The sequence below is a fragment of the Dactylosporangium sp. McL0621 genome, assembly GCF_049995355.1.
Lineage (GTDB): Bacteria > Actinomycetota > Actinomycetes > Mycobacteriales > Micromonosporaceae > Dactylosporangium.
Genome location: NZ_CP188259.1, coordinates 3,554,957 through 3,581,218 on the forward strand (window position 1 = coordinate 3,554,957; position 26,262 = coordinate 3,581,218).

The following is a 26,262-nucleotide window of genomic DNA, read 5'->3' on the forward strand; positions in this document are numbered from 1 at the left end:
TGACGGTACGCCGCCGCCGGCACTCTTCGTGACCGAAAGCCGACCAGACGATGACGCAGAGTGAGGCCAGGCCTTCTCGTTCGCGATGTTCGTGTGGTGGAGCATCACCTACAGCTGAGGCGCGAAAATCGGTTGTTCCCGGGCGCGCGGCCGGGGACCATCGACGGCATGACGTACTGACGGACCACCCCAGCCACCCGACCTCCGTCCGTGCCGTCTTCCCGAAGGACTTCTCCTTTTGTCTGCCAGCGTCTCCCTTTTCGCATCCGAAAACAGCTGGATCGAGACCGACGCCGTCGCGCAGTGCCACCACGTCGCCGCCCTCGACGGCATGGTGCACGTCGCCGGCATGCCCGATCTGCACCCCGGCAAGGGCGCCCCGATCGGCGCCGCGATGCGCTCGTCCGTGCTGTACCCGTTCCTCGTCGGCTCCGACATCGGCTGCGGCATCGCCGTGTTCCCGATCGCGCTCAAGAAGCCCTCGCCCGACCGGCTCGCGGCGCGGTTCCCGGACCTCGACGTGCCGCTCGCGCCCGACGCCGACGACCCCGCGTGGGCGTTCGCGTCGCGGGGCAAGCCGGTGCCGGCCGGATACATGGAGGGCCTCGGCACCGTCGGCCGCGGCAACCACTTCGTCGAGCTCGCCCGCATCGGCTCCATTGAGGACGGTGCCCACGCGGAGCGGCTCGGGCTCGCGGCCGGCGCGCTCGTGCTCATCGTCCATAGTGGATCGCGCGGCCTCGGCGAGCGGATCCTGCGCGCCCACACCGAGGTGCACGGGGCCGGGCCCGCCGCGGACCCGCCCGCCTACCTCGCCGCGCACGACGACGCCGTGCGCTGGGGCTCGCTCAACCGGCGCCTGCTCGCGGCCCGGGTCGCGCTCGCCCTGGGCGCCGAGCCGGTCGAGCCGATCGTCGACGAGTGCCACAACCTGGTCGAGGTCCGCGACGGGCACTACCTGCACCGCAAGGGCGCCGCGCCCGGCGACGGCCGCGACGTGCTCATCGCCGGCACCCGCGGCACCCCGTCGTACGTGGTGGCCGCGCACGCCGGGGCCGACGCCGGCTGGTCGGTCGCGCACGGCGCCGGGCGCAAGATGTCCCGGGCCGACGCGCTGCGCCGCGGGCGGGCCAAGCACACCGTCGAGGAGCTGCGCCGGACCCCGGTCGGCTCGCTCGTGGTCTGCGGCGACCGGCAGCTGCTGTTCGAGGAGGCGCCGACCGCGTACAAGCGCATCGAGCAGGTGATCGCCGACCTCGTCGCGCACGGGTTGGCGACGCCGGTGGCGGTGACCGTGCCGGTCGTCACCTACAAGACCGCCGACCAGCCGGCGGAGGCGCCGAAACGCGACCGGCGGCGCTCGTGGGCCCGGCCATGACGGTGTACCTCATGCTGTCGGCCGGCCGCGGCCCGCTGGAGTGCTCGTGGGCCGTGGCCGGGCTCGCCGCCCGCCTGGAGGGCGACGCGGCCCGGCGCGGGGTGGCGGTGCGGCGCGCGGAGAGCGTGCCCGGCGACGAACGCGACCCGGCGGCGGCCGACGGGGCTCGCCACCGACGAGGCCTGTGTCGTGTCAGCACCCTGCGCTCCGTCGTGCTGGGGCTCGACGGCCCCGGCGCGGAGACGCTCGCCGCGGCGTGGACCGGCACCCTGTGCTGGCAGGCGCCCAGCCCGTACCGGCCGAACCACGGGCGCAAGAACTGGTACGTGACCGCCCGGCGCTGCTCGCTCGACGCCCCGCGCACCGGCTTCGACGAGACCGACGTGGACGTCGTGCCCTGCCGCACCGGCGGGCCCGGCGGCCAGCGCCGCAACAAGGTGAGCACCGCGGTGCGGGCCACCCACCGCCCGAGCGGCCTCGTCGTCGTGGTCGACACCGAGCGCCAGTTCGGTCTGAACCGGAGCCTGGCGATGCGGAGGCTGCGCGAGCGTCTGGAGGAAGGCGACCGCGCCGCGGCCCAGACCCTGGCCGCGGCGCGGTGGCACGTGCACGACGAGCTGATCCGGGGCGACCCGGTCCGCACCGAGCGCCCGTGACCGGGACTCAGCAGGACAGGTTGCCGCCCGCGGGGACGCCGAGGATGCCGACGAACTGGTTGTAGAGGTTCACGCGGCTCTGCACCTGGGCGGGGTTGCCGCCGTTGCACTCGATGCTGTTGATGGCCCGGATGGTGGTGCCGAAGCCCTGCCCGTTGACCATCGCGTTGTGCGACGTGGTGCCGGCGTTGCCGGTGCCGGTCATCCAGTACCACAGGCCGGTCTGCCACGAGATCGACGAGTTGGTGGCCACCAGGTCGGGGTTGTTGAGCAGGTCGACGCCGAGGGCGTCGCCGGCCGCCTTGTAGTTGAAGTTCCAGCTGAGCTGGATCGGGCCGCGGCCGTGGTAGGCGGACTGGCCGGCGGGGCAGCCGTAGGGCTGGCTCCAGTCGCAGTACGTGGGCCAGTTGGCGGTGTTGATCTCGTTGATGTACACGAGCCCGCCGGTCTCGTGGCCGACGTTGGCCAGGAACGCCGCGGCCTCCTGGCGCTTGACGGTGTCGCTGCCGGTGGTGGCGAACGCGGGGTACTTCTTCATCGCGTCGGTCAGCCCGGCGTACGTGTAGAACCCGTTGCGGCTCGGGAACATCTGGTTGAACTGGGCCTCGCTGACCACGAAGCCGGTCGTCGACCCGCCGCCGCCGGTGTCACCGCCGCCGCTGCAGGAGAACGGGGACCAGAACCAGGTGCTGATCGTCGGATCGTAGCCCGGGTTGTCGTGCGTCGCCTGGTAGTAGCCGCCGTTGGTGTACCGGACGATCGCTCCGGTGGCGTACCACTGCCCGGCCACCCAGTTCGGGTAGTTGCACGAGCCCGTGCCGCCGCCCCCGCCGGTGCTGCCGCCGCAGCCGCCGTTGTCGGCCCACACGCCGGACCCGCCGGTGCTGGGCACCTCGTGCTGCGTCCACCACTTGGCGGTCCAGTTGTGGCCGTTGTAGGACGCCTGCATGCCGCCGGTGTAGACGGTTGCGTCGGCGTAGGCCGGTGCGCAGGCGGCGGCCGCGTCGGCGGCCGCGGTCGGCAGGATCGCGGCCGCGGCGCCGGCGAGCATGAGGCCCGCCGCGGCCACGAGCGCGAGCAGTCGTTTCTTGGGCATGGGGGTAGAGACCTTCCCGGGAGGCGGGCGATCGAAGGCTGTCCATCCCCATTAGTAAACAAAACTTAGTCATTTGTAAAGAGTGTTACGTGATTACGCTCCGTGGGACCTCGTTGGCGTGCAGCAGGTCGGTCAGCTCGGCCACGTGGGCGGCGACGTCGGTGAGGTGCGCGTTGTGGCCGAAGGAGCGCGGGCGCGGGATGTCCACGGTGATGATGCGCTGGACGCGGCCGGGGCGGCTGCTGAGCACCGCGACCCGGTCGGCCAGCAGCACCGCCTCCTGGATCGAGTGGGTGACGAAGATGGTGGTCGGCCGCATCTCCACGTGCACCTGCTGCAGCTGCCCGGCCAGCTCCTCGCGGGTCAGCGCGTCCAGCGCGGAGAAGGGCTCGTCCATGAGCAGCACGCTCGGGCGCTGGATGAGGGCCCGGCACAGGGCGACCCGCTGCTGCATGCCGCCCGAGAGCTCGTGCGGCAGCCGGCGGTGGAAGCCGGCCAGGCCGACCGCGTCGAGCAGCGCCTGGGCCCGGTCCCGGTCGGGCGGGCGCACCCGGCCGCGGATCTCCAGCGGCAGCAGCACGTTGCCGAGCACCGAGCGCCACGGCAGCAGCGCCGGGCGCTGGAACATCAGCGCGACGTCGGTCCGCGGGCCGGTGACCGGCGCCGAGGCGACGGCGACCCGGCCCGCGCTCGGCGTCAGCAGCCCGGCCACCAGCCGCAGCAGCGTCGACTTGCCGCAGCCGGACCGGCCGATGACGGCCAGGAACTCGCCGGCCGCGACGGTCAGGTCGATCGCCCGCAGCGCCTCGACGTCGCCGGAGCGGGTGCGGAAGGTCCGGGACACCCCGGCCAGCTCGATCATGACCCCTCCTACGCGGAGATCGCGCGCGCCCAGGGCAGCAGCAGCCGCTCCAGGCCCACGACGAGGTAGAACAGCGCGATGCTCAGGATCGCCAGCAGGGTGATGGCGGCGAACGCGAGCGGGGTGTCCAGCGAGGTGCCGGACAGCACGACGACGGCGCCGAGCCCGCCGTTGGGGCTGCTGATCTCGGCCACGACGGCGCCGATGACCGCGAGGGAGATGCCGAGCTTGAGCCCCACGAACACCTGGGGCAGCGCCCAGGGCAGGCGCACCTTGAGGTACGCCTGCCACCACGACGCCGACAGCGAGGTGGCGAGCTCGCCGAGGTCGGCCGGGGTCGAGGACAGCCCGGCGGCCGCCGACACCACGATCGGGAAGAAGGCGATAAGGACGATCATCACGATCTTGGGGCCGGCGCCGTACCCGATCCAGACGATCAGCAGCGGCGCGAGCGCCACCTTCGGGATCGAGTTGAGCGCGACCAGCAACGGCATCGTGGCCCGCTCGACCGCCCGGGACATGGTCAGCACCATCGCGATGAGCAGGCCGGCGACCAGCGCGATCAGGAACCCGATCGCCGTCATCTGCAGCGTCGACCACGCCTCGGTGAGCAGGTACTCCGGCTGCGCGCGGAATGCCGCGACGACGTCCAGCGGCGAGGGCAGGAAGAACGACCGAATGCCGAACACCACGGTGACGCCCCACCAGACACCGATGAACGCCGCCGCCCCGACGAGGGGCAGCGACGCTCCGGCCCAGCGTGATCTCATGACCCGCCCGGCCGCCGGCCGATGGTGGAGTACGTGAAGTGGCTCCGGACAACCAGCCGGGGGTCCTGCACCGCGGCGTACAGCCGCTGGATCCGTTCCTCCGTGAACCCGGCGGCGATGAAGTCGTCGTGCAGCTGGGCGACGTTGACCGCGATGAGCATCGCGCCGGGGCTGCCGCCGGGCCACGACGCGGCGTCGATGGCCGTGTCGACGCCGACGAGCCCGTTGGCCAGCATGGTGGCGTGCACCCGCGCCGCCCAGGCGGGGTCGTTGCCCCGCCCGGGCAGCACCCGGTTCACCAGCGTGTCGCGGTACTCGTCGATGAGCCCGGCCGTCTCGTCGTCCGGCGCGGCCAGGCACAGATTGCCGAACTCGGTCGCCCAGTCCTCGATCACCAGCGCGCCGCCCGGGGCCAGCGACTCCGCGAGCCGGGCCAGGACGGCCTCGCGCTGCGGGATGTGCAGCAGCACGAGCCGGGCGTGGATGACGTCCCACGGCCCGTCCGGCACCGGCTCGGCGACCAGGTCGTGGCGCAGCACGCGGAACCCGGCGTCGAGCGGGATGAGCCGGACGTTGAGGTCGGTGGCCAGCACGTCACCGGTCGGCCCGGTCTGCTCGGCGAACCAGCGGGCGACGCTGCCGCCGCCCGCCCCGACCTCGAGGCAGCGCTTCCCGGTCAGGTCGCCGAGCGTGCCGAGCCGCTGGAACGTGAACGGGTCGAGGATGTCCGACAGGTGGCTGTGCCGGCCGACGGACTCCGGGTCGTCGTTGTCGAAGGAGTACCGCGACGGGCCGGGCTCGATCGAGGTGGTCATGCTCAGGCCTTCGGGGTGAGCGAGAAGTCCACGACCGCGTCCGGGGTGAGGCCGGCCGGGATGAGCCCGGAGCCCTGGAGCGTGGCGATCGCGCGGGCCACCCGCTCCTGCTCCATGACGCCGATCCCGCTGCCGGAGGTGACGTACGGGGTCATCAGCGTGATCTCGCCGACGGCGGCGGTGACGTCCGCGGCGGGCTGGGCCTTCTTGAGGATCTGCGCGGCCTCGTCCGGGTGCTCGATCGTGTACTTGAGCGCCTTGAGGCAGGCGTCGCGGAACCGGCGGGCCAGGTCCGGGTTCTCCTTGGCGATCTTCGACGTGGTGATGATGCCGTTGCCGTAGAGGTCGCCGAGGTACTTGCTGTAAGGCAGCACGATGGTCTTCTTGCCGCCGGCCGCCTTCTCGATGCCCTTGGAGCCGATGAGGAACGTGCTCAGCGCCTGCACCTGGCCGCCGGCCAGCAGCGCCGGGAGCTGGGCGGGCTGGGCGTTCACCCACTGGATCTTGGTCGGGTCGATGCCGGCCAGCTTGGCGTAGCCCGGGAACAGCAGCTGGTTCACCGAGCCGGTGGCGGCGCCGAGCTTCTTGCCCTCGAGGTCCTTCGGCGCGGTGATCCCGCTGCCGTCCAGCGCGATGATGGAGACCAGGGTCTGCTGGTGGATCGCGGCGATCGTGCGGAAGTCCTTGTAGTCGCCCTTGCCGGCGAGGATCCACGCGCCGATCAGGTCCAGGTTCGCGAACTGGGCCTGGCCGGCCGCGAGGCCCTTGAGGTTCTCGCCGGTGGCCGCGCCGAGCTGGATGGTGACGTCGAGGCCGGCCTCCTTGAAGTACCCCTTGTCCTGGGCCACCCAGGCGAACGCGTCGCGGCCGACCGCGCCGAACGCCGTCAGGTAGGTGACCTTGTCCGCCGGCTTGTCCCCGCCGGCCGCCGCGGGCTGCGGATCGGCCTTCGACGAGCACCCGCCCGCGCCGATCAGCACCACGGCGAGCGCCGAGATGAGCAATGTGCGATAACGTCTCACGGCCTGACCCCCAGTTTCAAGTTCTCAACTTTTCAGTGCTCAACGTTCGCGGTTTCGTACAATTGTTCTAACCGAGCAGGCGCCAACGGCCGGCGCGGGCCTCGAGCATCGTCAGCGATTGCGGCGTGAAGCCGGAATGATTGTCGGGTGTGAATCGAATTGAGCCGCTGAGCCCGTCCACCTGAGCGGTTTCCAGTCGGGTCCGCAATGTGGCGCCGTCGACCGAACCCGACTGGACCACGGCATTCACGATGAGCTGTAAGGCGTCCGCCGCGAATGAGGCGTGACCGTGGTAGGTGTCGTAGCGCGACGTGTAGTCCTGGAACCATTGGCGCCGGGCCGCCTTCGCGGGCGTCGTCGCGATGACGTCGTCGATGGCGAGCGTCGGCGTGAACACCAGGGAGGTGCCGTCGGTGCCGGCGAACGGGCCGCCGAGGAAGAGGTCGCCCGCGGCGACGGCGTCGAGGTAGACCTGGCCGTGGTAGCCGCCGGCGCGCACCGCACCGACCGCCAGCGCCGCCTGCGGGGGGTAGCCCCAGATCACGACCGCGTCCGGGTTGCCGGCCAGGGCCGTGTGGGCCGCCTTGCTCAGGTCGCTGTCGGCCGGGGCGAACTGGGCGCGGGCGACGACCTTCGCGCTGATCTTGCCGGCCTCGCGGGCCAGGGCGTCCGCGCCGCGCTTGCCGTAGGCGTCGTCGCTGGCCAGCAGCGCGACCTTGCGCTGGCCGGCCCGGCCGAGCTCGCCGGTCAGCACGACGGCGTCGTCGTCCGCGCTGGGGGCCAGGCGGAAGATGTACCGGCGCTCCGCGGCCGGCGCGATGACGTCCGCGACCGGCGACAACGCGATCGTCGGCAGGTGGTCCTGCTCGATCACCTTGGCCGCGCCGCTGGTGCAGTCCGCGCAGGTGCCGGTGATGAGCGCGGTCACCGACGGGTCCGCGGCGAAGGCGGTGATCTGGGTCAGCGCGGTCGCCGGGTCGCCCCGGTTGTCCTGGACCCGCACGGTCAGCTTGCGCCGGCCGAGCAGCCCGCTCGCGTTGATCTGCGCCGCCTTGAGCTCCAGCGCCCGCTGGTAGGCCACGCCGATATCGGCCGCACTGCCTGACAGTTCCAGGCTTGCCGCCACGACGATATCGGGCCCGTTCTCGACATTTTCCGATGTGCACGCACCGGTCGATGTCAGGGTCACCGCCAGCATCGCCGCAACAGAGCGCCAGCGCCGCAAGTCGATTCCCCTCGATCGAATCCGCGTTCATTCGGATGCACACCTTGCCAACTCGCACGAGGGTGGTCAAGTGGTTCGAAATGCGCGTTCCGGCGGTGTTGCTGAATCTCGTGTTAACAACCTGTTGAAATTGCCTACATCCCCTGGTTTGATCTACTCAGTGGTCTCGGTAAATGCCCTGGTAGCCCTGTTGATCGACTCGGATCGCTCCGGCGGCGCCGCGGTCCGCCGGGCCGAGAGGGTTTCCGGGATCGGCCATTTCATGGTTATATGCCGTGTCCTGCGTCCCGAGGCCGCCGGGTTCCACCTGCCCGAACGTCACACTCGCCGGGATCGTCATAGGCGACCGACCGCGGAGATACTGCGCATGCCCGCATCGAAGAGGCCGTCCGGTGGCGGATTCCGTCTGCGCCGGCCGCGGCTGGCCAACGCCCGGATCCGGTCCAAGCTGGGCCTGATCCTGTTCGTGCCGCTCCTGGCCATCGTCACGCTCGCCGCCCTGCGCCTGCTCGACGCGGGCGGCCGGGCCAGCGACGCGTCCGCCGTCGGCGCCCTCACCCGGCTGTCCGCCGACGTGTCCGGCGTCGCCCAGGAGATCCACCTCGAGCGCATGGCCGCCGCGTCCCTGCTGTCCTCGCCCGAGGCGAAGTCGGAGGCGTACAACCGCCAGATCGTGCGCACCGACGCCGCGGTCTCCGGGTACACCAACCGCCGCGGCTCCCTCGGCGAGGTGCCGGCGAGCGTGCGGGACCGGCTGGAACGCATCGACGACCAGCTCCAGGCGCTGTCGGCGATCCGCAAGGACGTCGGCGCCCGCCAGGGCGTGTCCGTCGGCGAGGTCCTGCTGCGCTACGGGGTGGTCATCGACGACCTCGTCGCCTACCGCGAGGCCGTGGCCCAGGTCAGCACCGACCAGACGCTCTCCGACGAGCTGCGCGCGGCCGCGGCGTTCTCCAAGGCCAAGGCGCGGGTCGCCGAGCAGGAGGCGGTGAGCTACGCCGCGCTGAAGACCGGCTCCCTCGACTCCCACCAGCTCACCACGCTGCTGGCCACGCTCACCGGCCAGCAGGAGGCGTTCGTCGCCTTCTCGCTGTCGGCGACGGTGCCCCAGCGGCGCATCGTGGAGTCCGCGATCGCCGGTGACGCGACCCAGATGGCCGACGACCTCACCAGCACCCTGCAGCGCAGCGTCGGCCAGCCGCGCACGGTCGAGGCCGACGACGCCGTGGCCGTCTTCGGCGCGGTCAACGACCTCATGCGCTGGACCGAGGCGCGCCTCGACGACCAGCTCGTCGGCGACGCCGCGGCCATCGGCTCCGCGGTCCGCCGCCAGGTGGTGCTGGAGTCCGCCGTGCTGTTCGCGGTGCTGGCGCTCGTCGTCGGCCTGGCGTTCGTCACGGCCCGCTCGATGATCCGGTCGCTGCGGCGGCTGCGGCAGACCGCGCTCACCGTGGCCGAGCACGACCTGCCCGAGCTGGTGCTGCGGCTGCGCGACGCCCGGACCGTGCAGGAGCGCTCGCCGCAGGAGATCGCCGATCAGGTCCGGGGCCCGGCCGGGTTCGAGAGCCGCGACGAGATCGGCGAGGTGGTGCGGGCCTTCGACACCGTGCACCGCGAGGCCGTCCGGGTCGCCGCCGAGCAGGCCGTGCTGCGCAACAGCGTCTCGACCATGTTCCTCAGCGTGGCCCGCCGCAGCCAGACCCTCGTCGACCGGATGATCGGCCAGCTCGACCGGATCGAGCGCGGCGAGGACGACCCGAAGCGGCTCGCGCAGCTGTTCCAGCTCGACCACCTCGCCACCCGGATGCGGCGCAACGACGAGAACGTCCTCGTGCTCGCCGGCGCCGACACCGCCCCGCCGCGCCGCCAGGACGCGCCGCTGCAGGACGTGGTCCGGGCCGCCCAGTCCGAGATCGAGCTCTACGAGCGGATCGAGTTCGGCGACATCGACGACGACCTCGCGATCGCCGCCCCGGCGGTCAACGACGTCGTGCGGCTCCTGGCCGAGCTGCTGGACAACGCGACCCGGTTCTCGCCGCCGCACGCGCCGGTCGTCGTGTCCGGCCAGCGCCTCGGCGACCGCGCGATCGTCCGGGTCGAGGACCGCGGCCTCGGCATCGCCCCCGAGGCCCTGCCCGAGTTCAACCGCCGCCTGGCCGAGCCGGCGCCGGTCGACGTCGGCGCGTTCCGGCTCATGGGCATCGCGGTCATCAGCCGGCTCGCGGCCCGGCACCGCATGACGGTGCAGCTGCGCGACAACCGAGGCGGCGGCACGGTCGCCGAGATCGCGATGCCGGGCAGCGCGCTCGTGCTGCCGCGGACCCCGGTCGGCTCGCTGCCGGCCCGGCGCCCGGCCGCCGCGCCCGCCCGCGCCGTGCCGGCCCGGCCCGAGCCGCCGCGTCCCGCGCCGGTCCGGGCCGAGCCGACGTTCCAGGACCGGTGGGCGGACCTCGTGGCCCCGGTGTCCGCGCCGATGCTGGCCGAGGCCGACGACGACACCACGGAGCTGCCGATCTTCCGCGAGATCGAGGCGACCTGGTTCCACGAGCGGGGCCACAGCGCGATGACCGGGCCGACGCTGCTCGCCCCGGCCGGCCGGCCGGCCCCCGGGGCGGCGCCGCCGTCGGTACCCGTGCCGCCTCCGGCCGACGCCGCGGCGGCGTCCGCGCGCTGGCGCACCCGGGCCGACGACGGCTGGCGGGCCGCGGCCGCGGCGCAGAAACCGTCCACGGACGCCAGCACCCGCTCGGGCCTGCCGATCCGCTCGCCGCAGGCCCAGCTCGTGCCGGGCAGCGTGCCCGACCGGCCGCGCAAGCTCAACCGGCCCACCGCCGAGGAGCTGCGCGGGCTGCTTTCGTCGTACCAACGCGGAGTGCAACGCGGGCGTCAGGCCGGCGCGGGAACGACCGACCACGCCCAGGCAACGGAGGAGAATCGCAGATGACGGGGTCCGGCGCACTGGAGAGCCTGAGCTGGCTGCTGGACAGCTTCGCCCAGCCACTGGAGGGGGTCGCGCACGTCATCGCGGTGTCCGCCGACGGCCTGCTGCTGGCGGCCACGGGCGACCTCCCGCCCGACCGGGCCGAGCAGCTCGCCTCCATCACCGCGGGGCTGGTCAGCCTCACGTACGGCGCGGCCCGGCACTTCGAGGGCGGCAACGTGCAGCAGACGATCGTGCACATGGAGGCCGGCTACCTGATCCTCATGGCGATCAGCGACGGCTCGTCGCTCGTCGTGCTCGCCGCCCGCGACTGCGACGTCGGCCACATCGGCTACGAGATGGCGCTGCTGGTCGAGCGGGTCGGCCAATCGCTGGTGTCACCTCCGCGCGAGACGGTGGCCCGGTAGGCAACTCCGGCGGGGAGAGCGGCTGAAGGGCGGGCGGCGATGGTGGTGGGCGGGGAGGACGACCCGCGCGGGGCTCTGGTGCGTCCGTACGCGGTGACCCGCGGCCGGACGGAGCCCACGCGCGAGATCGCGATCGAGGCCGTGATGCTGACGATGCGACAGGGGGTCGAGGCGAGCCGGTACGCCGGGCGTGACTGGCAGCGCATCGCGCACCTGTGCACCGACCGCCCCCAGTCGCTGGCCGAGATCGCGGCGTGCCTGCGCGTGCCGCTCGGCGTCGCCCGCGTCCTCGTGGCCGACATGATCACCGAAGGGATCCTGACCCTGCACGAGCCGCTCGAGGCAGGCGACACGCAGGAACGGATCAACGTCTTGGAAAGGGTTCTCATTGGACTCCGCAACCTCTGAGCGGCTACGCCCGGGCGCGGACCGGGTCACCGCCGTGAAGATCCTCATCGCGGGCGGGTTCGGCGCCGGCAAGACCACGCTCGTCGGCGCCATCTCGGAGATCACTCCGCTGACGACCGAGGCGGTCATGACCGCGGCCGGCGTGGGCGTCGACGACGCCACCGCCGTCCCGGCGAAGAGCACCACGACCGTCGCGATGGACTTCGGGCGCATCACGATCGCCAAGGACCTGATCCTGTACCTCTTCGGCACCCCCGGGCAGACCCGCTTCTGGTTCATGTGGGACGAGCTCGTCCGGGGCGCCCTCGGCGCGGTCGTCATCGTCGATACCCGCCGCATCGAGGACAGCTTCGCGGCCCTGGACTTCTTCGAGCACCGCGGGCTGCCGTACCTGGCCGCGGTCAACTGCTTCGACGGTGCCCCGCGCTACGACGCCGAGGAGGTGCGCCAGGCGCTGGCCATCGCCGGGCACGTGCCGCTCGCCCTGATCGACGCCCGCTCGCGGGACTCGGTGAAGCAGACCCTGATCACCGTGGCCGAGCACGCCCTGTCGCTGCTGACCACCCACCCCTGACCCGCTCCGGCTCAGGTCACCAGGTGCTCGAGGCCGGTCAGGGCGAGCACCTGGTGCACCGCGCCGCCGCGCGGTGCCCGCAGCCGGAGGCCGGCCGGGTCGGCGCCGGCGTCGAGGCGGTGCAGCAGCCGGACGCCGGCGCTGGACAGCAGGGTGACCCCGGCGAGGTCGAGCGTCACCGGCAGCAGGCCGCCGCGCCCGGCCACCCGCACCGCGCGCTCCAGCTCGTCGGCGGTGGCCAGGTCGACGGCGCCGGAGACGCGCAGCACCCGCGGCCCGTCCGCGCCGGCCTCGATCCGGAAGGGCACCTCGCGGGCCTCCGCCGCGGGCTCGGGCGGGGCCGCTCCCGCGCTCACCTGGGCCGGCCGCTGCAGCCGGTGCTCGATGGTGACCGTGGTGCCGAGCTCGCCGGCGGCCACCTCGACCCGGTCGGCCAGCGCCCGCATGAGCATCAGCCCGCGGCCGCGGTCCTGCGGGTCGTCCGGCGCGGGCCGCCACCGCCCCCGGTCCGTCACGGTGAGCTGGAGCACGCCCCGCTCGTCCAGGCCCGCGGCGACGGTGAACTCCCCGGGTCCGGCCCCGTACGCGTGCTCGACCGCGTTCGCGGCGGCCTCCCCGAGCGCCTGCTGCACCGCCTGGGCCGGCCGCGCCGGGACGCCGAGCGCACCCAGCCAGGCCCGCATCGCGACCCGCACCGCGGCCAGGCTGGCGGGGACCGCGGCCAGCCGCAGCGCGGGCGGCTCCGGTGGCTCCGGCGGCCGCTCGGCGACCAGGACCGTCACGTCGTCGCGGTACCCGGCCCAGGCGAACCGCTCGACCAGCAGCGCGCCGAGCCGGTCGACGGTCAGGGCCGGCAGCGTGCTGCCCGGCGCGACCGGCTCGGACAGCACCGCCGTGGCCACCCGGGCCAGCTCGGCCTGGCCGGCCGACAGGGCCTGGCCGGGGCGCTCGATCAGCCCGTCGGAGTACAGCACGACCAGCTCGCCGGGGCCGAGCCGGTCGTGGTGCAGCCGGGCCGGCTTGCCGTCCGCGCCCAGCGGGCCGGTGGGCGCGCCGTCCAGGAAGCGGGCGGACCCGCCGGGGCCGAGCAGCAGCGGCGCCGGGTGGGCGCGGGAGGCGTACTCCAGGTCGCCGGTGCGCGGATCGACCACCACGAGGCAGACGGTGGCCCCCACGGCGGCCGGGATGCAGCCGGCGAGGGTGTCCAGGCGCCGCAGTGAGTCGAGGACCCCGGCCCCGGAGACGAGCGCCTGCAGCGCGACCGCGCGCAGCTGCCCCATGACGCCCGCGGCCTCGGCGCCGTGCCCGACGACGTCGCCGACGAGCAGGGCGACCCGGTCGTCGGGCAGCACGACGCTGTCGAACCAGTCGCCGCCGGCCGCCGCGTCGGCCCCGGCCACCACGTAGCGCGCCGCGATCCGCAGCCGGGGCAGCAGCGGCACGCCGGCCGGCAGCAGGCTGCGCTGCAGGCCCAGCACCACGTCGCGGGCCTCCCGGTAGCGCCGCTCGGAGTCGTCGGCGCGCGCCTCGGCCGCCTGCCGCCGGCGCACCCACCGGGTCGTCTCCACGATGTGCACGACCATGCCGGTCACCGCGCCGTCCGGGCCCCGGGTCGGCAGGAACGTGTACGTGTAGAAGTCCTCCTCGAGGTGCCCGTCGCCGTTGCGGTCCACCAGCACGCGCCGGTCGGCGTGGGAGACCGGGTGGCCGGTCGCGTACACCTCGTCGATCATCTCGAAGATCTGCTGCCCGGCCATCTCCGGAATGACCTCGCGGATCGGCCGGCCGACGATGCCCTCCCGGTCGCCGACGCTGGCCCGCGCCGCCCGGTTGGCCGCGACCACCCGGTGCTGCGGCCCTGCGAACGCCCAGAGCACCGCCGGCATCTCCTCGAACGCCCGTGCCACCTCGCCCGGGTCGCCCGCCGGATGCTGTGCTTGCGTCACCGCAACAGCATGCCACCAGGCGCTCTTCGTCGCCTCCGCCCCGGGCTGGCTATGCTCCCGGCCATGACCGTCCCGGCCTCGTGGTGGCACCGGTGGCGCGGCCTGCCCGTCCTGCTCCAGGACGCGGCAGGGGCCGCCGGGCTGCTCGCGGTGTCGCTGGTGCCGGGCATGGCCGGCGTCGGCGCCGACCTGCCCGAGTTCCCCGACCGGCCGCTGGACGCGCGCGGCTGGGCCCTCGTGGCCGCGCTCTGCGCCCCGCTGGTGCTCCGCCGCCGGTGGCCGGCCGCGTGCGCGCTGCTCACGGCGGCCGGCTTCGGCCTCTACCAGTGCCTGGGCTACGCGCACTCCGCGGCCACGCTGGCCTTTCCCTTCGCGTTGTACGCCCTCGGCGCGCACCAGCGGCGCCGCCGCTGGGCCCTTCCGGCGCTGCTCACCGGCGGCTACGTCGCGCTCGTGGTGGCCCTGCACCGGATGGGCTCGGGGCAGACGATCATCCAGTACACCGAGTTCTACGCCGTGCTGGCCGCCTTCTGGGGCGCGGGCCGCTGGATGCGCCGGCAGCGCGCCGCCGCGGAGCAGCACCGCCGCGACAGCATGGCCCTCGCCGTCGCGGCCGAGCGCGCCGTGATCGCCCGCGAGCTGCACGACGTCGTGACCCACCACGTGACCGCGATGGTGCTGCAGGCCGACGCGGCCGGGCTGGTGCTCACCAGCGACCCGGGCGTGGCCGGGGCGGGCGTGGCCGCGGTGAGCAGCACCGGCCGGGAGGCCCTGGGGGAGCTGCGGCACCTGCTGCGCGTGCTCGACGCGGACGACCTCGGCGACCATCCGGTGGTCGGCCGCATCGCCGACCTCGTCGAGCGGACCCGCACGCTGGGGCAGCCCGTGGACTGGCGCGAGGAGGGCGAGGCCGGCCACGCCGGCGGCGGGGTCGGCCTGACCGTGTACCGGGTGGTGCAGGAGTCCCTGACCAACGCCGTGAAGCACGCGCCCGGGCGGCCCACCCTGGTCCGCGTCGCGCATTCCGAACACGCGGTCGAGGTGGAGGTACACACGGAAGGGTCTTCGGCCGTGTCGGGCGGCCCGGCGCGCGCCGGTCGCGGCCTGGCCGGCCTGCGGGAACGGGTGAGCGTGTTCGGCGGCTCGTTCGAGGCCGGGCCGACGCCCGCCGGCGGCTTCCTGACCCGCGCGTCGATCCCGGTCGGGGTGGCGGGATGAGGATCCTGGTCTGCGACGACCAGCCGCTGATCCGCACCGCGTACACCACGATCTTCGGCGTCCAGCCCGGGTTCGCCGTGGCCGGCGCCGCCGCCGACGGCGAGCAGGCCGTGCGGCTGGCCCGCGAGCTGCGGCCCGACGTCGTGCTCATGGACATCCGCATGCCGGTGCTCGACGGCATCGAGGCGACCCGCCGCCTCGCCGGCCCCGAGGTCGCCGACCCGCTGACGGTGCTGGTGGTCACGACGTTCAACCTCGACGAGTACGTGTACCGGGCCCTGCGTGCGGGTGCGGCCGGCTTCCTGCTCAAGGACGCCCAGCCGGCCGAGCTGGTGGCCGCGGTGCGCACGGTCGCGGCCGGCGACGCCCTGGTCGCGCCGGCCGTCACGCGCCGGCTCATCGGCCACTTCGGCGAGCGGCTGCGCCCGTCGCCGGGGGTCGACGGGCCCGCCGCGCTGCTCGCGCCGCGCGAGATGGAGGTGCTCAAGCTCATCGCGCGGGGCATGTCGAACGCGGAGATCGCGGCCGAGCTGACGCTGAGCCAGGAGACCGTCAAGACGTACGTCTCCCGGATCCTGACCAAACTGGACCTGCGCGACCGGGTCCACGCGGTGGTCTACGCGTTCCAGAGCGGCCTGGTCCGCTCCGGAGCGTGACGGCCCGGTAGTCCCTCGCGCGAGCCACACCGGATGTCCACGGCGGGGTGACGTTTCCAGCCTCGTCGATCCCTACGGTTGGCCGGCATGAGGTTCATCCTGCGCTTCCCGCTCATGCTGATCGCGGCCTTCGCGCTCCTGGCCGTCACCGAGGGCGTGACCGCGGCGCGCTCGGACGACCCGACGTGGGCGGTGTCGGCCGGGTTCACGAGCGCGGTCGTGGCGGTGGTCGGGTACGCCTGGCTGAGCCGCTGGATCGAGCGCCGCCCGGCCGCCCCCGAGGTGTCCCCGTCCAACGCCGCGCGCTGGCTGCTCCCCGGCCTCGTGCTCGGCGCGGCCGCCTTCGGCCTGGTGATGCTGGGCATCCGCCTGCTCGGCGGCTGGGACACGCAGACCCGCGGCTCGTTCGAGGGCCTGGCCGTCACGGCGGGCATCATGGCGTGCGTGGCGGCGAACGAGGAGATCCTCTTCCGCGGCGTCATCGCCCGCATGGTCGCCGAACGCTTCGGCGGCTGGGCGGCCCTGATCGTCTCGTCGCTGCTCTTCGGCGCGATGCACCTGATCAACGCCAACGCCACGGTCCAGGCCGCGCTGGCCATCACCCTGACGGGCGGCCTGCTCTTCGGCGTCCTGTTCCTGGCGACGCGCTCGCTGTGGCTGACGATCGGGTTCCACTTCGCCTGGAACACGGTGCAGGCGGGCGTCTTCGGCGTGAGCTCGTCGGGCGAGGAGGCGGCGCATTCGCTGTACCGCACGACGCTGACCGGGGCGGACTGGCTGACGGGCGGCGCGTTCGGTCCGGAGGCGAGCGTGGTCACGCTGGTGGTCATCACGGTACCGGCGCTGATCCTGCTGGCGTTCACCGCCCGAACCGGCCGCCTGCGCCGCGCGCCGGCCGTGTCTGCCGTGGAACACGCCTAGGGGGTTCAGGAGGCCGGCCGCCTCGACGACCGGCCTCCTGTACGACCACGCGCGGGGCGGTCATGACTCGTCGGACTCCTCGTCGCCCGCCCTCGCGTCAGCGCAGGGCGGCGGCGCCGGACTCGCTCAGCCAGTCGTTCAGCGTGCGCAGGCCGGGGTGGATGACGCGCAGGGCCTCGATGTCCGCGTGCCAGCCCCCGCCGGTCTCCCAGCGGCGCAGGGTCTCGGCGAACATCGGGCCGAGCGCGGCCGCCTCGTCGGGCGGGATCTGCTCGTACCGCAGCGGTGTGCCCGTGGCCGCGCTGATCGCCGCGGCCGCCGCGACCGGGGTCGGGTCGTCGCCGGCCAGCTCCAGGGTCCGCCCCGCGTACCGGTCCCGGTCGGCGAACGCTAGGGCGGCGAAGTCGGCTACGTCCTCGAGCGCGATGATCTGCATGGGCTCGTCCGGTGGGAACAGATGCCGGTGTACCCCCTGGGCGATCCCGTCGACGCCGAGTACCCCGGGGCCGATGTAGTTGGTCATGAAGCGCACCGGGCGCAGGACCGTGGCGAACCTGATGCGCTCGAGCAGGTACCGCTCGATGAGCTTCTTGCCCTCGGCCGACTGCTCCCTGCGCGACGACGACGCGACCGTGCTGAGCACGACCTGCTCGACCCCGGCCCCGGCGGCCGCGTCGATCAGGGCCCGGCCCCGGGCCGCCTCCAGGGCCGTGTCGAACGTGACCGGCGGGATGGCGAACACCGCGGCGGCGCCGTCGAGCGCGGACGCGAGGCTCGCCGGGTCGTCGAAGTCGCCGGGTACGAGTTCGGCCCCGGCGGCGGCCAGGGCGGCGGCGGCCGGTCTCGTGGCGTCGCGGACCAGGGCCCGGACCGGCCGTCCGAGCGCCAGCAGCCGTCGTGCGGTGGCGCCGCCCTGCTTCCCCGTGGCGCCGGTGACGACGATGGTCCCGGGCCTGCGTGATACTGACATGAACCGGAACGATCCACCCGCTTGCCGGTCGACGACAAGGATTTCGTGACATGAGCGCCGAACGTACGGACGGCCGCCGCAACCGCGAGACCGTGCTGCGCACCGCGATGCGGGTCTTCGCCGACGACGGGCTGGAGGTGCCGCTGAGCCGGATCGCCCAGCGCGCCGGGGTCGGGGCCGGGACCGTGCACCGGCACTTCCCGAGCAAGGAGATCCTCGTCGAGGCGGTGCTCGCCGAGCACGTCCGCGGCCTGGTGCGCGCGGCGGAGCGGTGGGCCGCCCGGGCCACGCCCGGCGACGCGCTGCTCGGCTTCCTCGTCGAGGCGATCGAGCAGTCGAGCGGGCGGATGAGCGTCTGCGCCGGGCTCACCGCGGACAAGAGCTGGCCCCGCGCCGAGCTGGCGGCGGCCGCGCAGGACTTCGGCCGGGCCCTGGACCGGCTGCTGCACGCCGCGCGGCGGGCCGGCGCGGTGCCGGCCGGTGTGGAGGCCGACGACCTGGCCGCGCTCATCGTCGGCGGCGCGGCCCTGCGCTCGGCGCACCACAGCCGGGCCCGCGGCGCGCGCCTGGTGCGGCTGCTGCTCGACGGGCTGTTCACGAAAGTCGGCGAGTTTCGTGACAACGAGCCCGGGCGGCGTCACGAAACGGGGCACTGCCTGGAGTGCGGGGCCCGGCTGCACCGGCACACCACCGGCCGCCCGCCCAGCTACTGCGGCCCGACCTGCCGCCAGCGCGCCCGTCGGCGCCGGCCGGGCGCCGACCGCGCTGCCGCCGGAGCCGAGGCCCGCGCTGTCGCCGGCGGTCCCGCCGCCGAGGCCCGCGCTGTCGCCGGCGGTCCCGGCGGGGTCCCGACGCCCCCGCCGGAGCAAACCTAAACCGGGGTCGGCGGCCGCCGATTAGGCGGGCACCTGGAGAGCGTGCAGCAGCTGGTGGTGATCCGCCAGGGGGTGGCCGAGAACTACCGGGGGCAGGCGCTGCAGGCCTGGTCGAGCTACGACCCGACGCTCGGCCCGCGCGCCAAGCAGGCCCGCGACACCGGTGACCAGCTCATCGACAATGCGCTGCAGCGGTACCGTCAGCGCACCGTCGACTCCCCGGCCCGCGCGGGCGCCGTGGACAAGTTCGCCACGGCCTGGACCAGCTACTCCAACATGCGCAACGTCGTGGTGTTCCAGGAGCAGCCGAAGCCGGGCATCACCCTGCCGTCCAACGCGACCGAGCAGAACAACCTGTGGCAGAGCCTCGAGGCGCAGATGAACGAGTCGCTGGCGCAGCTGCAGCAGCTGGAGAACGCCGAGGCGGCCGACGAGGCGGCGTCGGCGCTGAACTCGTACCACACCTCGCGCAACTGGACCATCGGGTCGCTCATCGTCGGGCTCGTCGTCGCCTTCGCGCTCGTCGGGCTCATCGGCCGGCGCATGAACCGCCAGCTGCGCACGGTCTCCGACACGCTGCTGGCCGCGGCCGACGGCGACCTCACCAAGCGCGCCGAGGTGCACGCCCGCGACGAGCTCGGCGCCATGGCGGTCGCCGTGAACCAGGCGAACGCGGGCATCGGCCGTACCGTCGACACCCTCGCCACCGCCGCCCGCACCCTGGGCGCCAGCACCCAGCGGCTCACCGGCGTCACGGCGCGCATCGGCGACAGCGCCCAGGCCGCCGCGGCCCGCGCCAACGTCGTGGCCGGCGACGCGGGCACCGTGTCGCACAACGTGCAGACGCTCGCCGCGGGCTCCGAGGAGATGGGCGCCTCGATCCGCGAGATCGCCCAGAACGCCAACGATGCCGCCCGCGTCGCCTCCGAGGCGGTCGGCGTGGCCGAGCAGACCAACCAGACCGTGTCGAAGCTCGGCGACTCCAGCACCGAGATCGGCAACGTGGTCAAGGTGATCACCTCGATCGCCGAGCAGACGAACCTGCTCGCGCTCAACGCCACAATCGAGGCGGCCCGGGCCGGCGCGGCCGGCAAGGGCTTCGCGGTCGTCGCGAGCGAGGTCAAGGACCTGGCCCAGGAGACCGCACGGGCCACCGAGGACATCTCCCGGCGGGTCGAGACGATCCAGTCCGACACCGCCAACGCCGTTGACGCCATCGGCGAGATCAGCCGGATCATCGCCCGGATCAACGACTACCAGCTCACCATCGCCTCGGCGGTGGAGGAGCAGACGGCGACCACGGGCGAGATGAGCCGCAGCGTCGGCGACGCCGCCCACGGCGCGACGAACATCGCGGGCAACATCGCCGGCGTGGCCGACGCGGCCCAGTCCACCACGTCGACGCTGACCGAGGTGGACCAGACCGTGTCGGAGCTCAACCGCGTCGCGAGCGACCTACAGCAGGCCGTCGGCCGGTTCCGCGTGTGACTCCTCCTCGACCGGCGCCCAGGAGAAGGCGAGCGAGCCGCCGACGACGCCCAGCAGCAGGCCGATGAGGAAGCCGCCGAGGTTGGACGTGATCCACGACGCGAGCGCCATGACGAGTGCGAGTACCGAGTAGAGGCAGACCACGATCAAGCTCCGGTCCGCGCTCGGCACGGTGACGTGTGTGTACCGCGCGGACGCCAACCTCGTTCTGGGCGTCGCGTCGAACGACGACCGGTCGATCACGTTCACGGACCAGAAGTTCAACAAGTTCTCCGGCCCGTCGGCGTGCTTCCCGAACGGCTACTTCACCGCGAGCTACGGCCCCGTCGCCGACACCTCGGTGGCCGGGAGTCCGCTGGTGTACGTCAACTGAGCCCCCACTCGCCGGGTGACGGCCGGGCTCCGCTGCGGGGTCCGGCCGCCCGCGGGTTCCCCCGCTCCCGGCCGGGGGTCAGGGCTTGATGCCGACGCCCGCCAGGGTGATGTACGAGGGGCGGGGTCCGCGGCCGGCGGCTGATCCGGTTCGGGGCGCCACAGGGGTCCGTACACGATGCCGGGCGCCACCAGCCGCCAGCCGTCGAACAGGGCGGCGACCTCGTCGCGGTCGCGGACCACGAGCGGTGTGCCGGTGCGGCTGTAGAGGTCCGCGACCCGGCCGAGCTCCTCCGGCCGGGCGCCGCCGGTGGCGTGCGAGATCGCGAGGCAACTGCCGGGGGCGAAGGTTTCGCGGTACCGGCGCAGGGCGGCCGGCATCGGCGGGCCGGACGGGACGAAGTGCAGCACGGCGATCATCAGCAGGCACACCGGGGCGTCGAGGTCGAGCAGGCCGGTGACCGCGGGGTCGGCGAAGATGCCGTCCGGGTGCTGCAGGTCCCCCTGCACGGCGGCGGTCCGCGGCACGCCCGCCAGGATCTCCCGCGCGTGCAGGACCGCGGTCGGTTCGAGGTCGACGTAGACCACGCGGCTGGCCGGGTCGAGGGCCTGGGCGATCTCGTGGACGTTGCCCTCGGTGGGGATGCCGGAGCCGAGGTCGAGGAACTGCCGGACGCCCGACTCGACGGCGAAGCGCACCACGCGGTGCAGGAACGCCCGGTTGGCGCGCGTGATCTTCGGCAGCTCCGGGACGAGCGGCAGGTCCAGGCCATCCTCGACGCGGCCCCCGACGCCCTCCTCGGCGTCGCCGAGGCGAGGCTCCAGCGCACCCAGCGGCTGGAGAGCCTCGGGCAGCTCGCCGGGGGAGTCGCCCACGACTTCAACAACCTGCTCGCCGTCATCCTCAACTACGCGGAGTTCATCGTCGAGGACGGCGCCGGCACGCCGTACGCCGCCGACGCCGAGCAGATCGCGCGGGCCGGGCGCCGCGGCAGCGACCTCACCCACCAGCTGCTGGCCTTCGCCCGCCGCGACGTGACCCGGCCCCGGCCGCTGGACCTCAACACCGTCCTGTCCGAGGTCGAGCAGATGCTGCGCCGCTCCATCGGCGAGCACATCACGCTCACCACCGCGGCCGCGCCCGGGCTGCCCGCGGTCGTCGCCGACGCCGGCCAGCTGGAGCAGGTGCTGGTGAACCTGGCGGTGAACGCCCGCGACGCGATGCCCGCCGGCGGCCGGCTCACCATCGACACCGCCACCGTCGACCTCGACGCCGAGCACGCCGCCGCCCGCGGCAACCTCGCACCGGGCCGGTACGTGCGGCTGCGGGTCTCCGACACCGATACCGGCATGCCCCAGGAGGTCATCGACAAGGCCTTCGAGCCGTTCTTCACCACCAAGCCGACCGGCCAGGGCACCGGGCTCGGCCTGGCCACCGTCTACGGCATCGTCACCCAGGCCGGCGGCACGGTGCAGATCTACTCCGAGCCCGGCCTGGGCACCTCGATCACGGTGCTACTCCCGGCGACCGACGTGGCCCCCAGCGCCACCCCCGACCAGGTCCCGGACGCGTCCGCCCTCCAGGGAGACGGCCGCACCGTGCTCCTCGTCGAGGACGAGCCCGCCCTGCGGCAGGTCACCGAGCGCATGCTGGTGCGGGGCGGCTACCAGGTGCTCACCGCGGCTGACGGCCCCGAGGCGCTGATCCGGGCGTCGGCCCACACCGGCCCCATCGACATCCTCCTCACCGACGTGATCATGCCCGGCATGCTCGGCAAGGAACTGGCCGACGAGATGACCGGTCGCCGGCCGGGGATCGCCGTGCTGTACATGTCCGGCTACGCCCGGCCCGTCCTTACCACGCACGGCACGCTGCCCGCCGACGTCCGGCTGCTGGAGAAGCCGTTCACCACCGCCGAGCTGCTCACGGCGCTGCAGCAGGCATGAAGGACGGCACGGCGGTGACGACGACGTTGTCGCGGTAGTGCCGGGTGCGTGAGTCGAACGGGCCCCCGCACGTGATGAGGGTGAGCCGGGGCGCGCCGTCGCGGGCGAAGTACCGTTCGAGCGGGATCTGCGTCTTCGGGTACACCTCCCGCGCCACGACCGCGAACCGGTAGGCCCGGCCGTCGTCGCCGGTGACGGTGACCGCGTCGCCGGGGCCGAGCTCACGCAGCCGGAAGAACGCCCCGCCGCCCTGCTCGGCCGTGTCCACGTGCCCGGCGATCACGATCGACCCGGCGGTCGCCTCCAGGCCCGGCCCGTACCGGTACCAGCCGACCACGTCGACGCTCGGCGGCACGGCGACGTCGCCGGCGGCGTCGACGCCGACCGGGTCCACCCGAGCGGAGAGCCCCAGGGCGTCGATGCGCAACCCGGCCGGCGCGACCACCGTCGCGGCCGGCGGACCGGGGGCGGCGGGGGCGGACGCGGGTGTCGACGCGGCCAGGGCGGCGGCGGCCGAGGCGCCGGCCGGGCCCGGGGGCCGCTGGGTGCACGCGGTCGCCACGGCGGCCACGAGCGCCGCGACCCCGACGACCAGGGCCGTGGCGGCGGCCGCCGGCCCGGGGCGGGCCCCCGCGCGCATGCGCGGGGACCCTCCGGGCTTTTCGGGAGCGGGCGTGGGCCGTGGCCCGTCGGCCTGTTTGTGAGCGGGCGTCGGCCCTGGCCCGTCGGGCTGTTTGCGATCGGGCGTCGGCCCTGGCCCGTCGGGCTGTTTGCGATCGGGCGTCGGCCCTGGCCCGTCGGGCTGTTTGCGATCGGGCGTGGGCCGTGGCCCGTCGGGCTGTTTGTGAGCGGGCGTCGGCCCTGGCCCGTCGGCCTCTTTGTGAGCGGGCATCAGCCCTGGACCGGGGCGGCCCGGCGGCCGCGGCGGAGGGCCAGTGCACCGGCCGCCGCCACGAGCAGGCCGGCGAGCCCCGCCCCGTACACCCAGCCGGCCGGGCCGTGGTCGGCGCCGCCGCCGCTGCCCGACGGCACGCCGCCGGGGGTGCCGTGCAGGCCGGTGATGGTCTGCGCGACCACGCCGAGGGTCTTGCCCTCGGCCGAGCCGACGGCGTACACGATCGTCGAGGTGCCCTCGGCCAGGTTCAGGTTCGCGGCCGGGATGGCGACGGTGGTGGTGCCGGCCAGGACCACGTCGGCGCTGACCGGCCCGGCCGGCAGGTCGGCCTTGGCCTCGCCGGGGTTGGTGAGGTTCTTGAACACCGGCTGCCCGCCCGCGCGCACGTCCACCGCCGGTGCGGCCGCGGTGTGCCGCACCACGAGCCGCGCCTGACCCGGCGCGAGCTTCGACACGTCGTTGACGAACGGGGTCACCGCCGGCTTGCCGTCGGCGCTCAGGTGCGCCACCAGGCTGATGTTCGCGTCGCCCGGCACGGCCGCCTGGTCGACCTTGAGGATCGGGCTGGTGACCGGGTCGCCGGGCTTGACGATCACGATGTCGTACTTGCCGGCCGGCAGCTGCAGCGGGCCGGCCACGGTGGAGGGCTTGAAGTCGCTGAGGGTCTTCTTTCCGTTGACGTACACGTCGACCGGCTGCCCGGGAATCCCGTGCACGACCGACACCTGGGAGGTGCCGGCGGCGTGCGCGGGCGGCGCGCCGAGGACGACGGCACCGGTGGCGGCCAGCGCGGCCAGCGCGGCCGCGGACCGGCGCATGGACAGACGAGCAAGCATTGGCGAAACGCCCCTTCCGGCTGGTGTCGACCCGCGTGGATGCGCGGGTCATCAGCGGATTCGCCGGCTCGGCCGGGCCCGGATTCGCGACGTGGCATCTTCCACAGACCGCAACCGCCGGCGCCTCTGCGGCCGTACGCGCGCCCGGTCCTCCGCCGTCAGCGCAGGCGGCGCCCGAGGCGGATCCCGGCGGCGGCGAGGCCGGACAGCGCCGCGCCCAGGCCCGCGCCGGCGACGGTGCCGTAGAACCAGCCGCCGAGCAGTTCGTGGATCTGGTACACCCGGAAGTCCGTCTCGTGGCTGGCGGCGAACGCGGCGAGCTGGACGGAGTCGCGGCCGAGCCGGTCGAGGCCGATGAGGACCACGGCGGTGGCGGTGAGGTTCGCGGCCGTGAACGCGATCACGCCGCCGAGCAGGCCGTGGCGCAGCGCCCGCCCGACCGTGCCGGCCGCGGCGAGCGTGGCCGGCCCGGTCAGCGCCAGCACGCCCATCGCCGCCCCGCTGATCAGCCAGGACGCGACCCGTGCGGCCGGGGTGGCCCAGAGGTGGCCGAGGTTGCCGGCGACCGTGACGATGCTGAGCAGGGCACCGGCCGGCGCGCCGTGCGTCAGGGCCGGGTGCCGGACCGCGGGCCGGCGGCGCAGCTCCCGGTACCACTCCGCGAAGAGCCCCCCGGCCAGGTCGGGCAGGTGCCGCAGCCACAGCGCGGCGGTGCCCGCCGGTCCGGGCGGCCGGCGCCGGGCCAGCTCGGCGAAGAGCAGGACGGTCTCCCCGGCCCAGCGGTCGCGGAACGCGGGCGGGTACAGGCGCAGGATCGCGCCGTACACGGCCACGGACGCGCGCCGTTGCCGCGGGACGCTCATGCCGGGTCCGGGTGCAGCCGCGGCTTGGCCCGCGCGGTGTCGATCAGCCGTTGCAGGCGGCGCAGCTGCTCGCGGGCGGCGGCGCGGCCGTCGTCGGTGATGTCGTAGTAGCGCCGCCGCGCGTCGTCGCCCGGGTCGTCGTGCGGGACCTCGGCCACGAGGCCGGCCTCGTGCAGGGTACGCAGCGTGCGGTACAGCGTGGTGGGGCCGAGCCGCACGCCGCCGCCGGACTCCGCGGCGACCGTCTGCATGATCGCGTACCCGTGGCGGGGCCCGTCGGCCAGCGCGAGCAGCACGTGCAGCGCGGCCTCGCCGAGCGCCGCCGGCTGGGGTGGCCTACGCGCCATCGCCGGCCGCCGTCGCCGGTCGGGCGGCGGCGCGGGCCCGGACCGCCGCGATCGTCACGGCCGCCGCGACCAGGCCGAGCAGGGCGCCCTGGACGACGCCGAGCACCCACAGGTGCCCGCCCACGCCGGCCATGGTCTCCCGGGTGACGTACGCGGGCAGGCCGACGCCCCCGCCGAGCCGCCGCCACTCGTCCTGCATCAGGGGGTCGTGCTCGACCGACGGGCGGAACAGCGCCAGCAGCACGGCGCCCCCGAGCGCGGCGCCCAGCCCGCTGCCGGCGCCCGACCACACGCCCGCCCGCAGCCCGGAGCGCCAGCGGCGGGTGCGCGCCGTGACCGCCGCGGCGGCCGCGATCGTGACGACCCCGACGACGGCCCAGGTGGCGTTGTCCAGCACGCCGCGCGCGGCGGCCGTCGACACCGTGTGCGGCGTCAGGTTGTTGAAGCCGATCTCGGCGATCCACAGGCCGCCGAGGAGCAGCCCGGAGCCCAGGCCGAGGCGCAGCACGATACGCCGGTCGGGGACGCCGGGCCGGCCGGTCAGCCACCACGCCACCGCGATGAGCGCGAACGCGGAGCCGGCGACCGCCGCGGACTCCGCCCGGACCACCGGATCGGGCACCGGCAGGCGGGCGGCCGCGAGCAGCGCCGCCACCGCCGTCGCACCGCCGATCGCCGCGACGGCGGGCCGGGCCCAGGCCGGGCGGGCACTGTCCAACTCGGCTATAGCCATGATGGGCACAGTAGCAGAAGGTAAACCGGGGCCGCCGGGTG

The 26,262-nt window shown here is 74.2% G+C and carries 28 protein-coding genes; 13 read left to right on the forward strand and 15 right to left on the reverse strand.

The features are described 5' to 3' along the window. The first annotated feature begins 238 nt into the window (after positions 1–238). Complete coding sequence (locus ACPPVO_RS16745) at positions 239–1,378, forward strand: RNA ligase RtcB family protein (RefSeq protein ID WP_426512121.1); 1,140 nt, start codon at positions 239–241, stop codon at positions 1,376–1,378. Further along, positions 1,375–2,034 carry a peptide chain release factor-like protein gene (locus ACPPVO_RS16750; RefSeq protein ID WP_426512122.1) on the forward strand — a complete coding sequence of 220 codons (660 nt, stop codon included), beginning with the start codon at positions 1,375–1,377 and terminating at the stop codon, positions 2,032–2,034. Before ACPPVO_RS16745 ends, ACPPVO_RS16750 begins: the two co-directional genes overlap by 4 nt. Positions 2,035–2,041: 7 nt before the next feature. Here the strand turns inward: ACPPVO_RS16750 and ACPPVO_RS16755 are convergent, their stop codons facing one another. The 6 genes from ACPPVO_RS16755 to ACPPVO_RS16780 all read right to left on the reverse strand — a co-directional run bounded on the left by ACPPVO_RS16755 (position 2,042) and on the right by ACPPVO_RS16780 (position 7,797). Then, the gene (locus tag ACPPVO_RS16755; RefSeq protein ID WP_426512123.1) at positions 2,042–3,130 is read right to left on the reverse strand and encodes a glycoside hydrolase family 19 protein; all 1,089 of its coding nucleotides are present in this window, start codon (positions 3,128–3,130) and stop codon (positions 2,042–2,044) included. A gap of 85 nt (positions 3,131–3,215) precedes the next feature. Next, positions 3,216–3,992: an ABC transporter ATP-binding protein gene (locus ACPPVO_RS16760; RefSeq protein ID WP_360387325.1), complete on the reverse strand. Its 777-nt coding sequence runs from the start codon at positions 3,990–3,992 to the stop codon at positions 3,216–3,218. A gap of 8 nt (positions 3,993–4,000) precedes the next feature. Continuing rightward, positions 4,001–4,762 (reverse strand): ABC transporter permease, encoded by a 762-nt coding sequence (locus ACPPVO_RS16765; protein WP_426512124.1) that lies wholly within the window; start codon positions 4,760–4,762, stop codon positions 4,001–4,003. Beyond that, the gene (locus ACPPVO_RS16770; RefSeq protein ID WP_426512125.1) at positions 4,759–5,577 is read right to left on the reverse strand and encodes a class I SAM-dependent methyltransferase; all 819 of its coding nucleotides are present in this window, start codon (positions 5,575–5,577) and stop codon (positions 4,759–4,761) included. Before ACPPVO_RS16770 ends, ACPPVO_RS16765 begins: the two co-directional genes overlap by 4 nt. A gap of 2 nt (positions 5,578–5,579) precedes the next feature. Beyond that, positions 5,580–6,599: an ABC transporter substrate-binding protein gene (locus ACPPVO_RS16775; protein ID WP_426512126.1), complete on the reverse strand. Its 1,020-nt coding sequence runs from the start codon at positions 6,597–6,599 to the stop codon at positions 5,580–5,582. Between the two features lie 67 nt (positions 6,600–6,666). After that, a complete protein-coding gene (locus ACPPVO_RS16780; RefSeq protein WP_426512127.1) occupies positions 6,667–7,797 on the reverse strand; it encodes an ABC transporter substrate-binding protein in 1,131 nt (376 codons plus the stop codon). 394 nt (positions 7,798–8,191) lie between these two features. Between ACPPVO_RS16780 and ACPPVO_RS16785 the strand changes: the two genes are divergently transcribed. The 4 genes from ACPPVO_RS16785 to ACPPVO_RS16800 are packed head-to-tail and all read left to right on the forward strand — an operon-like array spanning position 8,192 to position 12,154. Then, on the forward strand, positions 8,192–10,768 hold the full coding sequence (locus tag ACPPVO_RS16785) for a sensor histidine kinase (RefSeq protein ID WP_426512128.1): 2,577 nt from the start codon (positions 8,192–8,194) through the stop codon (positions 10,766–10,768). Then, positions 10,765–11,172 (forward strand): roadblock/LC7 domain-containing protein, encoded by a 408-nt coding sequence (locus ACPPVO_RS16790; RefSeq protein ID WP_360387310.1) that lies wholly within the window; start codon positions 10,765–10,767, stop codon positions 11,170–11,172. Before ACPPVO_RS16785 ends, ACPPVO_RS16790 begins: the two co-directional genes overlap by 4 nt. A 39-nt stretch (positions 11,173–11,211) precedes the next feature. Then, positions 11,212–11,580 (forward strand): DUF742 domain-containing protein, encoded by a 369-nt coding sequence (locus ACPPVO_RS16795; protein WP_360387308.1) that lies wholly within the window; start codon positions 11,212–11,214, stop codon positions 11,578–11,580. Further along, entirely contained in the window at positions 11,561–12,154 is a 594-nt protein-coding gene (locus tag ACPPVO_RS16800) for a GTP-binding protein (protein ID WP_426512129.1), read from the forward strand. Before ACPPVO_RS16795 ends, ACPPVO_RS16800 begins: the two co-directional genes overlap by 20 nt. 11 nt (positions 12,155–12,165) lie before the next feature. On the opposite strand, the gene ACPPVO_RS16805 is transcribed toward ACPPVO_RS16800, so the two are convergent. Further along, positions 12,166–14,100 (reverse strand): SpoIIE family protein phosphatase, encoded by a 1,935-nt coding sequence (locus tag ACPPVO_RS16805; protein WP_426512130.1) that lies wholly within the window; start codon positions 14,098–14,100, stop codon positions 12,166–12,168. Between the two features lie 63 nt (positions 14,101–14,163). On the opposite strand from ACPPVO_RS16805, the gene ACPPVO_RS16810 reads away from it, so the two are divergent. The 3 genes from ACPPVO_RS16810 (at position 14,164) to ACPPVO_RS16820 (ending at position 16,895) form a co-directional block, all read left to right on the forward strand. Then, positions 14,164–15,318, forward strand: a complete 1,155-nt coding sequence (locus ACPPVO_RS16810; protein ID WP_426512131.1) for a histidine kinase — start codon at positions 14,164–14,166, stop codon at positions 15,316–15,318. Beyond that, positions 15,315–15,974 carry a response regulator gene (locus tag ACPPVO_RS16815; protein ID WP_426512132.1) on the forward strand — a complete coding sequence of 220 codons (660 nt, stop codon included), beginning with the start codon at positions 15,315–15,317 and terminating at the stop codon, positions 15,972–15,974. The genes ACPPVO_RS16810 and ACPPVO_RS16815 overlap by 4 nt, the downstream gene beginning before the upstream one ends. Positions 15,975–16,061: 87 nt before the next feature. Continuing rightward, positions 16,062–16,895: a CPBP family intramembrane glutamic endopeptidase gene (locus ACPPVO_RS16820; protein WP_426512133.1), complete on the forward strand. Its 834-nt coding sequence runs from the start codon at positions 16,062–16,064 to the stop codon at positions 16,893–16,895. A gap of 97 nt (positions 16,896–16,992) precedes the next feature. Here the strand turns inward: ACPPVO_RS16820 and ACPPVO_RS16825 are convergent, their stop codons facing one another. Then, complete coding sequence (locus tag ACPPVO_RS16825) at positions 16,993–17,865, reverse strand: NmrA family NAD(P)-binding protein (protein ID WP_426512134.1); 873 nt, start codon at positions 17,863–17,865, stop codon at positions 16,993–16,995. 50 nt (positions 17,866–17,915) lie between these two features. Here ACPPVO_RS16825 and ACPPVO_RS16830 point away from each other — a divergent pair, with 50 nt between their 5' ends. Together ACPPVO_RS16830 and ACPPVO_RS16835 are read left to right on the forward strand one after the other, a co-directional pair. Next, entirely contained in the window at positions 17,916–18,740 is an 825-nt protein-coding gene (locus ACPPVO_RS16830) for a TetR/AcrR family transcriptional regulator (protein ID WP_426512135.1), read from the forward strand. A gap of 42 nt (positions 18,741–18,782) precedes the next feature. Beyond that, positions 18,783–20,228, forward strand: a complete 1,446-nt coding sequence (locus ACPPVO_RS16835) for a methyl-accepting chemotaxis protein (protein ID WP_426512136.1) — start codon at positions 18,783–18,785, stop codon at positions 20,226–20,228. Here ACPPVO_RS16835 and ACPPVO_RS16840 read toward each other — a convergent pair. Further along, positions 20,196–20,399 (reverse strand): DUF6114 domain-containing protein, encoded by a 204-nt coding sequence (locus tag ACPPVO_RS16840; RefSeq protein WP_426512137.1) that lies wholly within the window; start codon positions 20,397–20,399, stop codon positions 20,196–20,198. The two genes, ACPPVO_RS16835 and ACPPVO_RS16840, sit on opposite strands and share 33 nt — an antisense overlap. A 10-nt stretch (positions 20,400–20,409) precedes the next feature. Here ACPPVO_RS16840 and ACPPVO_RS16845 point away from each other — a divergent pair, with 10 nt between their 5' ends. Then, the gene (locus ACPPVO_RS16845) at positions 20,410–20,601 is read left to right on the forward strand and encodes a hypothetical protein (RefSeq protein ID WP_426512138.1); all 192 of its coding nucleotides are present in this window, start codon (positions 20,410–20,412) and stop codon (positions 20,599–20,601) included. Here ACPPVO_RS16845 and ACPPVO_RS16850 read toward each other — a convergent pair. Continuing rightward, positions 20,544–21,302, reverse strand: a complete 759-nt coding sequence (locus tag ACPPVO_RS16850) for an SAM-dependent methyltransferase (RefSeq protein WP_426512139.1) — start codon at positions 21,300–21,302, stop codon at positions 20,544–20,546. The two genes, ACPPVO_RS16845 and ACPPVO_RS16850, sit on opposite strands and share 58 nt — an antisense overlap. A gap of 3 nt (positions 21,303–21,305) precedes the next feature. On the opposite strand from ACPPVO_RS16850, the gene ACPPVO_RS16855 reads away from it, so the two are divergent. Beyond that, positions 21,306–22,547: an ATP-binding protein gene (locus tag ACPPVO_RS16855; protein ID WP_426512140.1), complete on the forward strand. Its 1,242-nt coding sequence runs from the start codon at positions 21,306–21,308 to the stop codon at positions 22,545–22,547. Here the strand turns inward: ACPPVO_RS16855 and ACPPVO_RS16860 are convergent. The 5 genes from ACPPVO_RS16860 to ACPPVO_RS16880 all read right to left on the reverse strand — a co-directional run bounded on the left by ACPPVO_RS16860 (position 22,525) and on the right by ACPPVO_RS16880 (position 26,221). Further along, positions 22,525–23,187, reverse strand: a complete 663-nt coding sequence (locus ACPPVO_RS16860) for a class F sortase (protein WP_426512141.1) — start codon at positions 23,185–23,187, stop codon at positions 22,525–22,527. The genes ACPPVO_RS16855 and ACPPVO_RS16860 overlap by 23 nt on opposite strands. A gap of 251 nt (positions 23,188–23,438) precedes the next feature. Then, on the reverse strand, positions 23,439–24,278 hold the full coding sequence (locus ACPPVO_RS16865; protein ID WP_426512142.1) for a DUF4397 domain-containing protein: 840 nt from the start codon (positions 24,276–24,278) through the stop codon (positions 23,439–23,441). Positions 24,279–24,436: 158 nt separating this feature from the next. Next, entirely contained in the window at positions 24,437–25,141 is a 705-nt protein-coding gene (locus ACPPVO_RS16870; RefSeq protein WP_426512143.1) for a hypothetical protein, read from the reverse strand. Then, positions 25,138–25,488, reverse strand: coding sequence for a PadR family transcriptional regulator (locus tag ACPPVO_RS16875; RefSeq protein WP_426512144.1), 351 nt, complete (start codon positions 25,486–25,488; stop codon positions 25,138–25,140). Before ACPPVO_RS16875 ends, ACPPVO_RS16870 begins: the two co-directional genes overlap by 4 nt. Further along, entirely contained in the window at positions 25,478–26,221 is a 744-nt protein-coding gene (locus tag ACPPVO_RS16880; protein WP_426512145.1) for a hypothetical protein, read from the reverse strand. The genes ACPPVO_RS16875 and ACPPVO_RS16880 overlap by 11 nt, the downstream gene beginning before the upstream one ends. Positions 26,222–26,262 lie beyond the last annotated feature (41 nt).

What these genes read in the sequence shown, in the direction of transcription:
- ACPPVO_RS16865 (WP_426512142.1), bottom strand. Translation starts at nt 24,278, where the DNA reads ATGCTTGCTCGTCTGTCCATGCGCCGGTCCGCGGCCGCGCTGGCCGCG.
- ACPPVO_RS16770 (WP_426512125.1), bottom strand. Translation starts at nt 5,577, where the DNA reads ATGACCACCTCGATCGAGCCCGGCCCGTCGCGGTACTCCTTCGACAAC.
- ACPPVO_RS16815 (WP_426512132.1), top strand. Translation starts at nt 15,315, where the DNA reads ATGAGGATCCTGGTCTGCGACGACCAGCCGCTGATCCGCACCGCGTAC.
- ACPPVO_RS16760 (WP_360387325.1), bottom strand. Translation starts at nt 3,992, where the DNA reads ATGATCGAGCTGGCCGGGGTGTCCCGGACCTTCCGCACCCGCTCCGGC.
- ACPPVO_RS16820 (WP_426512133.1), top strand. Translation starts at nt 16,062, where the DNA reads ATGAGGTTCATCCTGCGCTTCCCGCTCATGCTGATCGCGGCCTTCGCG.
- ACPPVO_RS16755 (WP_426512123.1), bottom strand. Translation starts at nt 3,130, where the DNA reads ATGCCCAAGAAACGACTGCTCGCGCTCGTGGCCGCGGCGGGCCTCATG.
- ACPPVO_RS16785 (WP_426512128.1), top strand. Translation starts at nt 8,192, where the DNA reads ATGCCCGCATCGAAGAGGCCGTCCGGTGGCGGATTCCGTCTGCGCCGG.
- ACPPVO_RS16830 (WP_426512135.1), top strand. Translation starts at nt 17,916, where the DNA reads ATGAGCGCCGAACGTACGGACGGCCGCCGCAACCGCGAGACCGTGCTG.
- ACPPVO_RS16750 (WP_426512122.1), top strand. Translation starts at nt 1,375, where the DNA reads ATGACGGTGTACCTCATGCTGTCGGCCGGCCGCGGCCCGCTGGAGTGC.
- ACPPVO_RS16810 (WP_426512131.1), top strand. Translation starts at nt 14,164, where the DNA reads ATGACCGTCCCGGCCTCGTGGTGGCACCGGTGGCGCGGCCTGCCCGTC.
- ACPPVO_RS16795 (WP_360387308.1), top strand. Translation starts at nt 11,212, where the DNA reads ATGGTGGTGGGCGGGGAGGACGACCCGCGCGGGGCTCTGGTGCGTCCG.
- ACPPVO_RS16765 (WP_426512124.1), bottom strand. Translation starts at nt 4,762, where the DNA reads ATGAGATCACGCTGGGCCGGAGCGTCGCTGCCCCTCGTCGGGGCGGCG.
- ACPPVO_RS16870 (WP_426512143.1), bottom strand. Translation starts at nt 25,141, where the DNA reads ATGAGCGTCCCGCGGCAACGGCGCGCGTCCGTGGCCGTGTACGGCGCG.
- ACPPVO_RS16825 (WP_426512134.1), bottom strand. Translation starts at nt 17,865, where the DNA reads ATGTCAGTATCACGCAGGCCCGGGACCATCGTCGTCACCGGCGCCACG.
- ACPPVO_RS16875 (WP_426512144.1), bottom strand. Translation starts at nt 25,488, where the DNA reads ATGGCGCGTAGGCCACCCCAGCCGGCGGCGCTCGGCGAGGCCGCGCTG.
- ACPPVO_RS16860 (WP_426512141.1), bottom strand. Translation starts at nt 23,187, where the DNA reads ATGCGCGCGGGGGCCCGCCCCGGGCCGGCGGCCGCCGCCACGGCCCTG.
- ACPPVO_RS16790 (WP_360387310.1), top strand. Translation starts at nt 10,765, where the DNA reads ATGACGGGGTCCGGCGCACTGGAGAGCCTGAGCTGGCTGCTGGACAGC.
- ACPPVO_RS16880 (WP_426512145.1), bottom strand. Translation starts at nt 26,221, where the DNA reads ATGGCTATAGCCGAGTTGGACAGTGCCCGCCCGGCCTGGGCCCGGCCC.
- ACPPVO_RS16780 (WP_426512127.1), bottom strand. Translation starts at nt 7,797, where the DNA reads ATGCTGGCGGTGACCCTGACATCGACCGGTGCGTGCACATCGGAAAAT.